General features: G+C 49.6%; 10 protein-coding genes. 2 read left to right on the top strand and 8 right to left on the bottom strand.

Annotated features, from left to right (window positions below):
• Positions 1-21: 21 nt before the first annotated feature.
• From ACYU87_RS08070 to ACYU87_RS08055, 4 genes are all read right to left on the bottom strand, one after another.
• Positions 22-759, bottom strand: a complete 738-nt coding sequence (locus ACYU87_RS08070) for a hypothetical protein (RefSeq protein WP_461133516.1) — start codon at positions 757-759, stop codon at positions 22-24.
• 224 nt (positions 760-983) lie between these two features.
• Complete coding sequence (gene aqpZ, locus ACYU87_RS08065; RefSeq protein ID WP_461133515.1) at positions 984-1,691, bottom strand: aquaporin Z; 708 nt, start codon at positions 1,689-1,691, stop codon at positions 984-986.
• Between the two features lie 79 nt (positions 1,692-1,770).
• Positions 1,771-2,187 (bottom strand): YtxH domain-containing protein, encoded by a 417-nt coding sequence (locus tag ACYU87_RS08060; RefSeq protein ID WP_461133514.1) that lies wholly within the window; start codon positions 2,185-2,187, stop codon positions 1,771-1,773.
• 409 nt (positions 2,188-2,596) lie between these two features.
• Positions 2,597-3,409 (bottom strand): outer membrane beta-barrel protein, encoded by an 813-nt coding sequence (locus ACYU87_RS08055; protein ID WP_461133513.1) that lies wholly within the window; start codon positions 3,407-3,409, stop codon positions 2,597-2,599.
• Positions 3,410-3,574: 165 nt separating this feature from the next.
• Here ACYU87_RS08055 and ACYU87_RS08050 point away from each other — a divergent pair, with 165 nt between their 5' ends.
• On the top strand, positions 3,575-4,288 hold the full coding sequence (locus tag ACYU87_RS08050; protein WP_461133512.1) for an SDR family oxidoreductase: 714 nt from the start codon (positions 3,575-3,577) through the stop codon (positions 4,286-4,288).
• 60 nt (positions 4,289-4,348) lie between these two features.
• Here the strand turns inward: ACYU87_RS08050 and ACYU87_RS08045 are convergent, their stop codons facing one another.
• Positions 4,349-6,349, bottom strand: coding sequence for a S8 family peptidase (locus ACYU87_RS08045; RefSeq protein ID WP_461133511.1), 2,001 nt, complete (start codon positions 6,347-6,349; stop codon positions 4,349-4,351).
• A 103-nt stretch (positions 6,350-6,452) separates the two neighbouring features.
• Here ACYU87_RS08045 and ACYU87_RS08040 point away from each other — a divergent pair, with 103 nt between their 5' ends.
• Positions 6,453-7,184 (top strand): sulfite exporter TauE/SafE family protein, encoded by a 732-nt coding sequence (locus ACYU87_RS08040; protein ID WP_461133510.1) that lies wholly within the window; start codon positions 6,453-6,455, stop codon positions 7,182-7,184.
• A 101-nt stretch (positions 7,185-7,285) separates the two neighbouring features.
• Here the strand turns inward: ACYU87_RS08040 and ACYU87_RS08035 are convergent, their stop codons facing one another.
• Genes ACYU87_RS08035 through ACYU87_RS08025 form a run of 3 tightly spaced genes read right to left on the bottom strand, consistent with a single transcriptional unit; the run spans position 7,286 to position 12,466 of the window.
• The gene (locus ACYU87_RS08035) at positions 7,286-7,804 is read right to left on the bottom strand and encodes a hypothetical protein (RefSeq protein ID WP_461133509.1); all 519 of its coding nucleotides are present in this window, start codon (positions 7,802-7,804) and stop codon (positions 7,286-7,288) included.
• Positions 7,805-7,834: 30 nt separating this feature from the next.
• Entirely contained in the window at positions 7,835-9,298 is a 1,464-nt protein-coding gene (locus tag ACYU87_RS08030; RefSeq protein ID WP_461133508.1) for a SusD/RagB family nutrient-binding outer membrane lipoprotein, read from the bottom strand.
• A 24-nt stretch (positions 9,299-9,322) separates the two neighbouring features.
• Entirely contained in the window at positions 9,323-12,466 is a 3,144-nt protein-coding gene (locus ACYU87_RS08025) for a SusC/RagA family TonB-linked outer membrane protein (RefSeq protein WP_461133507.1), read from the bottom strand.
• Positions 12,467-12,590: the final 124 nt, after the last annotated feature.

Here is a 12,590-nt window from a genome sequence, read left to right as displayed (position 1 = left end):
TATTGGTAAGTTTATTGCTTATTAGCGAAGCCGGTAGGTAAGCAGCACATTGAGTGTGGGTAAAAAACCATTCTGGCGGAGCTTGGCATCTATTTCGTTTTCCAGAGTACCGTACAGCCGTTGGGTAACGCCCAGACCGTCGATCCCCGTCCGATTTGACGAGAAGTTATTTTTCGTGGCCATAACCTTGGCCAGACTTAGTTCGGTGTTCAGGCCAAACCGGGAGTTGGTAAACTGAAACGAGCGGCCAACCCGAATCCCGGCTATCCAGAGGTTCGATTGCAGATTGAACACGAACGTTGGTGAGTTAAGTAAGCCAAACCCAGAGAAATCTTCTCTGAAGTAAACCCCCAGACCATCGGCAGGCGTAATTGGACCCGCCGAAAAATGGGCATACTGTCCGAACAGGGTACCATACCAGGGCGAATTGGCATGTATGTTTAATCCCAGGCTAGCTGAACTACCCTGTCTGAACGACTGATTGATAACCCGGCTCAGATTAGGATCCAGCCCAAATCCTTCCAGCAGTTTCAGCGTATACCGTTCGAAAGGAGCCGCAATCAGGCCACCCTGCGCCTGCACGGAGATTCGTCGACTGAATTGCATTCGATACCCGACCGTGTAATTCAGCGGAACCTGTAATCCCACAAACACCGTGTGGCCAACTCGGAAAGGCTCTTTGGTTTTAAGTGAATCCTGACCATACGTTAGTAAAGACGTACTCGTGAGCATCAGAAAAAAGATCAGGTGTTTAGTCATCGGGATCAGGGAGAACAGTCAGTGAGAGAGTGTAATCTCTTGCTCTTCTAGCGTGCAACGCTGAGACTCAACGTGCGGATATAGTAAATTCATTACGGATTCGAGCGTGCCATAAAAACTACATTGACCGGTGGTTTGCTCGCTTGTATTCTAGTGGGCACTAAAGAATGAGCTACCGGAATAAACTCAGCCCATAGTACCGACTGGTGCATCTCACGGCGGTATTAGTCAGGATCAGCTATTGTCGGATCGATGACCGTCTTGTAAAAAAGACCGGCAAGGGCGGCCCCGAGTATCGGTGCCAGCCAGAACAGCCAAAGTTGACTGAGCGCCCAGCCCCCCACAAAGAGCGCCTGGCTTGTACTACGGGCTGGATTGACAGACGTATTCGTCACAGGAATGCTGATCAAGTGAATCAGCGTCAGGCCGAGTCCAATGGCCACACCAGCCAGTTCACGGGGCGATTTCTTGTGAGTCGCTCCCAAAATGATGAGAATAAACATAAAACTCATCGACACTTCGGTCACCAGTGCAGACAGCATAGAATACCCCCCCGGCGAGTGTTCGCCATAACCATTAGCGGCAAAACTGCCCAGTTCGAACCCTGGTTTGCCACTGCCTATAAGGTAAAGTAACCCGGCGCCGGTAAGCCCGCCCGCAACCTGTACGCCGATATAGGGAAGAATGAGTGAGCGGTCGAACGTGCCTCCAATGGAGAGCCCCACGGTTACAGCGGGGTTGAAATGCCCACCCGAAATGCGTCCAACAGCGTAGGCCATCGTCATGACGCTTAGGCCAAATGCCAGAGCCACCCCCCCAAAGCCAATGCCCAGTTCAGGGTAAGCAGCCGACAGGACAGCGCTGCCGCACCCACCCAGGACCAACCATAATGTGCCAATAAACTCGGCGGCTAATTTTCGGCTTGTTGCCATGTTTGAAAACAGTACGTAAAGTGGATCATGAAATGAAGAGTTATCGGGGTGAGGACAATCAGAACAAGCAACCAGTCCGTTAACTGATTTTGGTGTTGTCCCCGAACTTATTGATGCCTGATTTTACTTTGTTCGCCAGCTGATTCGCTTCCTGCTCCGCTTTGTCGGCTTCTTTTGTTGCCTTGTCGGCGTACTTCACGGCCTTATCAACGTACATGTCAAACTCATCCTCCGCTTTATCAGCGGCTAAACCTACGTTGGTTATAATGGTATGAACGGTTTCTTTGGCCTGGGCTTTTGTTTTGGCCCATTGGTGCCGGACTTCTCTGGTTTGGTCGTTGATGGCGCCCGCGATCTGTCTACGCAGGTCTTTACCTGGTCGGGGAGCGAACAGGAGGCCGGCGGCCAGACCAGCTACCACTCCTGCCAGTAACCCGGACGAATACGATTTTTCTGCAACGTAATCTTGATGGGACCTCTTTCTTTCGGGAAACATAGTAGTAAAGTAGTTAGCGTTGACTATAGCGAATGATTGATGTTATTGGTAAAAATTGTACCAACATGTATTTTTTAAGATAAATAGTTGACTATCAAAATAATATGTAAATACTGATTACTGTTACTGTAGGGGTTATGTGGGTAATTTTACTCAGTTTGGGGTAGATCGTTCTAAGTAGTATATGACCATAAATCATCTGGCCGTAAATACCTGACCTGGAACAGAATGAAATACAGGAGTCAGCATAAAGGCAAAAAAAGACAGCCCCCCGAACAATTGGCTAACTGTTCGGGGGGCTGTCGGGCCGGATTGTAATCCTGGAAAATCGTATAGAAGTTGTACGGGATCGGGTTTTACCAGGCATCAGTTTATTGGCCAGATGTCGGCAAATCGGTACTCCCGCTGGTTATCGACCACCCAGGGGGACTATGTAGCCAAGTGTTCCCTGGCCAAAAATTGTTTTCGAATCGGTACTGAATCCGCCGTTGGTGTTGCCCAACGGATACAGGCCTCTAACTTCAATCGTAACGTGCCCCGGACCCGCTTTGATGGCTGCTCCGACACCGGCTGCTGCACCAAAACCGAAACGCCCCTTATCGCCACTGAGCGAAACCTTCTTGCCATCCTCACTGGCGCTCATGGCGTAGCTGGCATAAGGCCCTACGTTCACAAAGAAGCGGTTTCCTGCATAAGTTCCTGAAGAGAGCTTCAGAAATAAGGGCACTTCCAGCGCATCGGCGGCATACCTTGTGGTGAAGCCGGGTAACACCAGGTTTTGACTATTACGCGTATAATTGACCTCCGGCTGGAACGATACTTTCCCTGAACCAAAGTTGAACGTGATTCCACCGACGAAACCAGGAACTGGGTCAATTCCGGCTGGTTTTTCCAGAAAGAATGGATAGGTTACGCCACCCCGAACACCAATTCGCGTGCGGGATAGACTGCCGTTGATAGATTCCCGGTTGGGCTGCTCTATGCCCGCTGTGGACTGATCCGTAGTGTTCCGGTCGGGTTGGGTATAGACAGGCTTATCAGAAGGCGCACCCGCTGCACCCGGTCTCTTCTTGGTAATGCCATGATGCTCATCGTACAGATCCTGCAGGCGGTTTGTACTGCCCGATGTGGTTGTACTGGTTGGCGTTGTTGATCTACTCTGCGCTACAGATAAGCCAATAGGCAGAAGCGTAAGTGCCAAAAATGAAAGGAGCGATTTCATTAAACAGGTCGTTAAAAATTAATTGTGATTGCGTAAGACTAACTGCTAAGCTACTAATTTATATAACAGCACTTAGGTGACGGTTATTCTCTTTGAGGGTACGGTTATTTTTTGCAAACATTTTAGCCGGGAGTGGAGTAAATAGAACGTAGTAAATAAGTAAATATGAAAACGGAACATCAACGAACGGCCCTTGTCACGGGAGCGAATAAGGGAATCGGAAAGGAAATTGCCCGGCAGTTGGCCCAGCGCGGATTTGCCGTCTTTATCGGTGCCCGCGATATAGCAAAAGGGCGGGAAGCTGCCGAAGAACTTTGCGGGAGCGGCTATGAGGTAAGCTTCATTCAGCTTGATGTAACGGACCCTGTTAGTATTCGTACAGCCTGTGGTACGTTGTCGCAAAAGGCCGATCATCTGGATGTGCTGATTAACAATGCCGCTGTATTGGAAGATCATGGTGAAAATATTCTTGACCTGAACCCGGAAATGCTGGACCGGACCCTGAAAACCAACGTGTCCGGTCCAATCATGGTGACGCAGTACTTTCTGGAATCTTTGCAGAAAAGTCAGGATGGCGCCCGGGTCATCAATGTGTCGAGCGGAGTCAGTTCATTGGCTAACATGGGTACGTACGCGCCCGCCTACAGTATTTCTAAAACAGCGCTCAATGCCGTAACGAAGCAGTTTGCCGGTGCTCTGAAAGAGCATAATATTGCTGTTAACTGCGTGGATCCGGGTTGGGTACAAACCGATATGGGCGGGTCGGGCGCGAACCGGCCTGTCGAAAAAGGTGCCGAAACAATCGTGTGGCTGGCAACCGATGCCCCCCAGTCTGAAACCGGAAAATTCTGGCACGACAAGCAGGAGGCAACTTGGTAATTTAAGCGGTTAATGACTAGCCCCGAGGTTTGTGTCTTCACGAACCTCGGGGCTAGTTGATTAATTCTTTCGTTTTAATTTCGAGGCTTTTGCCGGAACGCCAGCTGATTCCAGCAGAGCCAGTTTCACCGCTTCGTACGCGTTCAGCAACCCACCCGACCGGCTCAACTTTTTAAAGGCTGTCATCTGGCCTGCTCTACCCGGTTTCCGCACCTGCACATCCGGCTTGTAACTGCTTCTGAGGAGTATATCCTTGGTTTGCACCGCCGTCAATTTTGGAAAGTAAGATCGTAACAGCGCGGCCACCCCTGCCGTCATGGGAGCTGCCATGCTGGTTCCCGAAAAGCTGGCGTATTCGTTATGGGGAAGCGTCGACAAAATCTCGGTGCCGGGCGCGAAAACATCAACGGTTTGCGGGCCGTAATTCGACAACCGACTAGGCAATCCCTCATCAATGCGCCACGTGCTATTCCCGACAACCAGAACGTTCTGAGCTATCCTGCCATTTTCGTATTGCGCCGATGGGTAGGCCGGAAGGGAATCGTAATTCTCGCCATTGTTGCCCGCGGCATGCACAATCAGCACATCGTGTTCTTCGGCGAATTGGATGGCGGCATCCATCTGTTCCTTGAAAGGAGATAACCGCTTGCCGAAACTCATGTTGATCACTTTGGCCCCGTTCTCAACGGCGTACCGAATACCATTGGCTACATCTTTATCGCGCTCATCGCCATTGGCGGGCACTACAGAAACGGGCATAATTCGGACATTGTCGGCCACGCCATCTATGCCCCGACCATTACCCCGTTTGGCCGCAATAATACCGGCTACGTGACTCCCATGCATCGCCAGTTGCTGCGATTCGCCGATAATCATCCGAGGGCTTCCGTAGTAGCGTTCGGTGGGATCGCGGGGATTGTCACCGACGGATGTGCGTGCGTTATAATCCGGGTTGTAGGCAATCAGGGCTTCGCCACCCATGATCTGCCGAAACCGTGCCCAGTTCCGGCGAACCAAGGTCATGTAGTAGGAAAACGAGCCATACTGAGGAAAATACCCATCGGCCAGAATGGTTCGGACCGCAATCGCTACAGAATCCGTTCCCAGATCAACTTGACGAATAGCTGCCTTCGAGGTGGTCGCATCGGGTAAGCTGGCCTGAATCTGGCGTGCCACCGTCCAGAAGGTTACGGTGTCGGCAAAGGCTTTGCGCTTAGGCTGATCGGCGGTATAATGGCTCAGAAACTGTTTTTTCGCCGTTTGGTAGGTACTGTATTGTCGTTTCTCCGAGGGGCTCAACGTGGCGGGGTCTGCTTTGTCGTATTTAGTTTTGAGCAAAAGGTACGTCTGGGTAATTTCGGGCTGATCGTATTCGTAGGTCGTGCCATCTTTGGCGCCCATGAAATTCCAGCCATTCAGGTCGTCGGTGTAGCCATTTTTATCGTCGTCAAGCTGATTGTTTGGTTGTTCTTTAGGATTCACCCAGATCACATCGCGCAAATCTTCATGAGTAATGTCAACACCCGAATCCAGCACACCCACAGTAACCGGCACCGACGCCCGATTTTTTAACAACTCATACGCCCGATACAAACTAATCCCCGCGACCGAATCGGTGGTTGGGTCGAGGTAAGGCCAGTTGCGCGGGGGCTGGTTTAGAGAAGAACGCTGGCGGATAAATGAAGCGCCTGGAGTAAGGTAGTGCTGCCGTTGCGGGCAATCATCCGATATAACCTGCAGGGATACGTTTTCTCCGTTATTGCTGTAAATAAGTCTGTAAAGGCCCGTTCCGGTATTAGTACAGGGACTTTGTCCCGTGAGCTTCTGTACCAGAAGCGTATCGCCGGTCTGCTGGTACCGTAAAATTTCAGATACGGCTGATGGCCCTTCCGATTTGATAAGCAACGTATCCCGCTGAAACAGTATCGTAACCTGTCTCGCCGTTGGTGCCGGCCATACGCCCCTCCAGCTTGTGCCCCGAACCGGCAACTGCGCCCGAGCGACTGAAAACAGCCCAATCAGGAAATAAGCTGCGAACAAATGAACTTTGGGTGAATTCATACTTGATTCCGTTAACTTTCGTCGAAAATAACGCTTTAGTAATAGTACTAACGGTACGGTGGCCTTAGTCGTCTGCATCAATTTATTTAGAAGCTTACATTGTATGGACTATTCCTTTGCTTTTCTACTGGGTCTGTTCGTTGTTGGATTTGTCTATGCCTCGGTAGGACACGGGGGAGCCAGCGGTTATTTGGCTACCATGGCCCTGTTCGGTATCGCTCCGGCTATGGCTAAACCGTCGGCGCTGATTTTAAATTTATTTGTGTCAACCATTTCGTTTATACAGTTCTACCGGGCTGGTCATTTCCGATGGAACACGTTCTGGCCCTTCGCCATCGCGAGCATTCCCCTCGCTTTTCTGGGTGCCCGCATTCCGCTCAGCGATACGCTGTACCGGCAATTACTGGCTGTTTGCCTGCTGCTGGTTGTGGTTCGGCTGCTCTGGACAGTGCGGGGAAAGGAAGAGCAAGCGCGGCCCATCCCCTTGGCGGGGGGACTGCTAACGGGGGGCATCATTGGGCTCTTGTCTGGCATGATCGGTATCGGTGGCGGCATCATACTGAGTCCGCTGATGCTCCTGTTCCGGTGGGCGCGGCTGAAAGAAGTAGCTGCAACGTCGGCTTTGTTTATTTTTGTTAACTCACTCTCGGGCTTGTTTGGGCTGTTAAGCAAAGGATACTCACCCGACCCCGTGCTTTATGGCTGGATCGGAGTCGCCTTTACCGGGGGTATTCTGGGGGGCTATCTGGGCAGTCACCGATTCAACGTACCAACGCTTCGGTATATGCTGGCGTTTGGGGTGGGGGTTGCCTGCGTAAAATTGATTTTTACTTAAGCGGAAACCTGTAACAGCTCTCGTTGTTTGACACCTATCCGTATAAACAAAAACGCCTTCCGGTTATTCGGAAGGCGTTTTTTATGCAAATGCACCATTGATTACGCAACAATACGTACCCGAACAGGCTCAGGAACGATTTGTGTTCCATCATCCAGCGTAACCAGGAACAGAAACTGAATTTCTGTGAATGTGTTCGCCTGTGTAGCTGGGACGATCGACACGGTTGGGTATTTAGCTTTGAAAGCAGCTAGCGTTGTTGTAAACACAGCTGTTGTACCCGAACCGGCAATTGGAGCCGTATTGTAAGCGGTTGTGGTGGTGGCAGCATTCAGCGTCGCAACATTTATACCAGTAGCCCCGCCAACAATTTTGGTGATCTCCTTAATCGTACGTCCACTTGTCGAGGGTATTGACAGCGTAAACTGGATATTACCACCAGCGGCTATCGAGCTAGTGATAAATGGATTGAAACCATACGTTGTGGCTCCGGGAAACGTTACCGGAATGGCCGGACGATTATCACGAACGAGATCGCTATAAACGAGGTCGTCCTTGCAGGAGAAACTGCCACCCGCCAGTAGGGCGAGCAACAAAATAGTTAAAAATGTATTTTTCATGCACTTATGCGTGTTTAAAGTCGTAAATGATTAGTCGACATCCCACCAGACGAGTTCGTTTATCTGTGGAAACGGGTTGGGGAAATTAGGGTTTCGCTGAAGCTCGTTGCTAACGTATACCGCCCGAACCGGCCGAGTGCCATTAAAGCCAGCTGCATTCTGCGCCGGTTGCAGAGCTGGGTATCCCGTCCGACGGAAATCGTTCCAGCATTCCAGACCATTGCCCGTAAACGCAATGTATTTTTGGGTGATGATCTGCGCAATTTTTTGCTCCGTTGTTCCCGAGAGCGTTGCCACAGTTGGGTTTGCTGTCAGATAGGTATTGATCTGATCAGTAGTCAAACCGGCTAACGTCATCGATGCTCTGATACCTTCCGTGTACAACGTTTGTGGGTCGCCGGGCGTACCCAAACGTAAGGCTGCTTCGGCTAAAATAAACGCCCGCTGGAAATTAGTAACTAACCGAACCGGGCCTTCACCGCTGTTGCCGGTTACGTACTTGTTGTAGCGAGACCAGTTGGCTACGGGTGTTGGCAATGTACCCCGGAAGCCATTATCGATGGTCACGTAGTTTGTGCCTGGCTTGGTAAAGAAAATAGGAAGCCGGGGATCGTTCAACGCCGTGAGCAAATTCAGATAACGGGTACTTAGAATCAGATCATTCATAAACGAGCTGACGAACGAATACGTGTAGCGGGGGTCCTGGCTACCGACACTCGAACCAAATGTAAAGTTCAGGTCATTGCTGTTTGAGGTAATGTAATTGCCTCCCGTTAACACTTCATTAATTACACTCGCTGCCAGAGCTGGTTCTTTACGGCTAATGGTAGACGCAAACTTCAGCAGTAATGTATTCCCGGCTTGTTTCCATTTTGTTAAGTTGCCACCATAAATGATATCATCACCCGCTGGCTTGAGTGTCGACGTTGCATCGAGGTCTTTGATGCCTTCGCGAACCAGATCAAACAGGCTTTGAATACCCAGCGCCGAATTACCCTTATAGATGTCCTCCTGATTATCCAGGCGGGGCGTCGTATTGGTTTCGCCTTGTAAGGCCTGCGAATAAGGTACATTGCCCCACACGTCGGTAGCAATGCTGAAGGTGTAGGCCTTCATGATTTTGGCAATACCCGAATATGCCTTCGAGTTAGTTGCATCGCCCAGTTCAATCAGCTTCTGGTAATTGATCAATGGACCGTTATATAGTTCGCCGTTCCACTGGTTGGCAAAGTCAGCACCGTTCGTTATGTATATATCATAGTTAGCCGGACTGTTAGCCGCTCCTGCCAGTTGCTGTACCAGAACAGAAGAAAACCGGTTCAGTTCGTTGGCATTCGCAAATGCACTGCCTCCTTCGGCCCCCGCCAATAGCACTGCTGGCGTAACGCTCGTTGGGTTATTAGGGCTTACGTTAACATCTAAATAGCTACTACAGGCACCCATCCCAAGAAAGAAAGAGGCAAGTAAAAAGCTTTTTGGAATTATAAATTTCATGAGTAAATCGAATGAGTTAAATGATTAGAACGTAAGCCGAATGTTACCGCCGAAGTTGCGTGTGTTAGGCGGTCCGTTCAGGTCAAGACCCTGAATGTTACCAGCCCCCTGCGTATTCACTTCAGGGTCGGCCGGGAAGTTTGGTGCATAATAGAAGAGGTTACGTCCGCTAACCCCTACAGAAATACCACCAAACGGGGTTTTGCCCAACAGGTTTTTCGGTAGGCTGTAGTTCAGTGCAACCTCGCGCAGACGATAAACCGTAGCGTCATACACCGCAGCTTCTGAAGCTAAACCACCCAGGGCACTCCAATAGGTTTGAGCGGGTAACTGAATGTTGTTTGGCCGGAATGTACCATCCGAGTTTTGAATAACACCGGGCAAAATACGAGGCTGATCACGATCAAGTCCCGTCACGTACAACGAACCATTCTGGCGTGCATCAACGGCATTGAAGGAGAAAACCTGACCGCCTTGCCGGGTATCAACCAAAATTGACAGGGCGACACCTTTGTACGAGAATGTATTTGTTAAGCCCGCGATATAATTTGGTTGTGGGGTAGAAATGACTGAGTTGGCAATACCTGGCGCAAATTGTCCCGTTGATCCATTTACGAGATATTGACCTGCATACTGACCAGTTGCATCATAGTACAAACCACTCGGATTTGTGTTTTGAACCCGTGCATTGCCCGTGCTGACAATCACACCGTACGGCTGTCCTTCGTAGATTGACGGAGCAATACCGACAAAGGAATTCCCCGCAATATTTGACGAAATTACGCCCGGTGCAATGGAAATTACTTTGTTCCGTATCAGCGTGTAGTTCAGCGTAGCATCCCACTTGAAACCACCAACCCGAACTGGCGTTGCGTTCAGTACCAGTTCAACGCCCCGGTTTTGTAATTCACCAACGTTCGTGGTTCGTGTATCGTAACCCGATGAATTCGATACCGCTACGTTGAAAATCTGTTGGGTACTTCTCGAATCAAAATATGTAGCATCAATGCTCAACCGATTCTTGAAAAAGCCAAGGTTTATCCCTACTTCGTAAGAGGTGACAAATTCGGGTTTGAGGGTGTTGCTGCCAATCCGCGTATCGATACTAAAACCAGGTGTGTTGTTCGGTGCCAATGGATAAACAATATTGGCTACGTTGTTCCCATAGCCGCTTTTGTTATAAACGGTGCTTAACAGGTATGGATCTGCATCACGACCAACTTTAGCTATACTTGCCCGAACTTTTGCGTATGAAAGCACGTCAGAGTTGATCTTGAAAGCATCGGTAGGAACAAAGCTAACTGAGGCTGCCGGATAGAAATAGGTGTTGTTTGCTTTTGGCAACGTAGACGATTGGTCAGCACGTCCCGACAGTTCGAGAAACAAGTAGTTGTTGTAATTCAACGACAACTGTCCGTAATAACCCACCAAACGGCGCAGGGTAGAGCTCTCAAAAGTACCAGTAAATACGGTACCGCTGTTGACATTATAGAAGCCAGGAAGCGTAAGGGAGGTGGCATCGGCTGCTGATTCCTGCGTTTTCCGTTGGTTGATGTTATTGCCTAACAACAGGTTTGCGTTCAGACCTTCTAGGAATAAATTGTCTTTGCGAGCTGTGATCAATAAGTCGCCGTTTAGCTCGTTCCGGAAGAAGTTATCTTGTTGCACCTGGCCTAGCGGAGCCCGACCGGAGCCAATTGGCAATATCAGTTTACGACGATCGGTATAGGTGTCGCCTGTAACGCGGTAGGCTACGTTCAACCATTTGGTGATGTCATAACTCAACTGAAAGTTACCGAAGAAACGGTCGACTTGGCTATCAAGGCGTTCGTTATTAACACTCCATTGTGGATTGTTGGTAGACGGGGTGAAGTAAATACTTTTTCCGTCAGCGCCCTGGTATGGCTCATTGGCCAAATCGTAACTACGTGGAATCCGGGTAATTTGTCCAAAGGCACTAGCACCGTTACCACCAGGTACGCCACGCGATACCGTCTGTACATATGTACCTGTACCGCTGATCTTTAAACCGTTTTGTAATTTAGACTCACCACCCAACTGTACGTTTGTCCGGTTGAACTTTGTGTTTTGAACAATACCGTTCTGAAGCGTATTACCAATGGCGATGATGTAATTGCGCGTAGCATCACCCGAGGCAATGTTGACCGAGTTTTGCAAAATACTACCTTGGCGGTAAAAATCCCGTACGTTGTTTGGATAGGCCTGGTAAGGTACAACCTGCCCTTGGTTATTGGTCATCGATGTTGGACCACCTACAAACGCAGGCCCCCAGGAGTTATTCGAGGTAGGTGTAAGCAGATTGTTAGCTCCCTGACCGTAATCGTTCTGGAATTTAGGAATGCCGTAAACGTCCTGTACGTTGTACGATGAATTCACAGTTACCTCCGTTTTGTTGTTCTGATTACGACCCGATTTCGTCGTAATGACGATAGCACCAGCTGAGGCCCGAGAACCATATAGAACAGCCGCGGCTGGTCCTTTCAGAATGTTTACCGACTCAATACTTTCCGGGTTGATATCGGCCAGACGGTTAGACGGCTGTGTGCCAAATAGACTGTTTTGCGTAGCGTTAACGTCGTTGCTAAAGATGATACCATCAACCACGATCAGTGGCTGGTTGCTGCCATTGAACGACGTGATACCCCGAATGTTGATGTTTGTTGATGCGCCCGGTGCACCACTGGACCCCGTGATATTAACACCGGCTACTTTTCCCTGGAGGGCGTTGAGCAGGTTTGGCTCAGAGCGTTGGGCCAGCACATTACCCCCTACTTCTTGCGTGGCATACCCTAATGAACGCTTATCACGCTCAATACCCTGAGCTGTTACTACGATTTCGTCGAGGCTCTGCGATCCAGGTACCAGACTCACATTAACGGTTGTCTTGTTCCCCACCGCAACCTCCTGACCGGTGTAGCCAATAAAGCTAAACACGAGTCTTGCGTTGGCTGGTACGCTGATTTTGTAATCCCCGTTGGCGTCGGTAATAGCACCACGAGTCGTTCCTTTTACTTGTACGCTCACACCCGGTAGGGTAGAGCCGTCGTCTGATGAAGTGACGCGACCGCTAACCGCTATATCCTGCGCTATTGCTGGCAAACAGAATAATAGCGAAAGCAGCCAGCTTCCGAATATAATTTTCTGCATTAGTGAGTAAAGATTTAATTAATAGTAAAAAAAAGTAAAATGGGAAACAAAGGTACAGGATGAGATTATAAGAATTAAAGCATATGAGATTTTTTTTAGAAACTGCTGTTAAAAAAAAGGTATT

The sequence above is a fragment of the Spirosoma lituiforme genome (assembly GCF_054776635.1).
This window is presented reverse-complemented; position numbering and strand designations above follow the sequence as displayed.

Coding starts and splice junctions, on each gene's coding strand:
- ACYU87_RS08035 (WP_461133509.1), bottom strand. CDS start 7,804: ATGAAAAATACATTTTTAACTATTTTGTTGCTCGCCCTACTGGCGGGT.
- ACYU87_RS08025 (WP_461133507.1), bottom strand. CDS start 12,466: ATGCAGAAAATTATATTCGGAAGCTGGCTGCTTTCGCTATTATTCTGT.
- ACYU87_RS08045 (WP_461133511.1), bottom strand. CDS start 6,349: ATGAATTCACCCAAAGTTCATTTGTTCGCAGCTTATTTCCTGATTGGG.
- ACYU87_RS08060 (WP_461133514.1), bottom strand. CDS start 2,187: ATGTTTCCCGAAAGAAAGAGGTCCCATCAAGATTACGTTGCAGAAAAA.
- aqpZ (WP_461133515.1), bottom strand. CDS start 1,691: ATGGCAACAAGCCGAAAATTAGCCGCCGAGTTTATTGGCACATTATGG.
- ACYU87_RS08040 (WP_461133510.1), top strand. CDS start 6,453: ATGGACTATTCCTTTGCTTTTCTACTGGGTCTGTTCGTTGTTGGATTT.
- ACYU87_RS08030 (WP_461133508.1), bottom strand. CDS start 9,298: ATGAAATTTATAATTCCAAAAAGCTTTTTACTTGCCTCTTTCTTTCTT.
- ACYU87_RS08050 (WP_461133512.1), top strand. CDS start 3,575: ATGAAAACGGAACATCAACGAACGGCCCTTGTCACGGGAGCGAATAAG.
- ACYU87_RS08070 (WP_461133516.1), bottom strand. CDS start 759: ATGACTAAACACCTGATCTTTTTTCTGATGCTCACGAGTACGTCTTTA.
- ACYU87_RS08055 (WP_461133513.1), bottom strand. CDS start 3,409: ATGAAATCGCTCCTTTCATTTTTGGCACTTACGCTTCTGCCTATTGGC.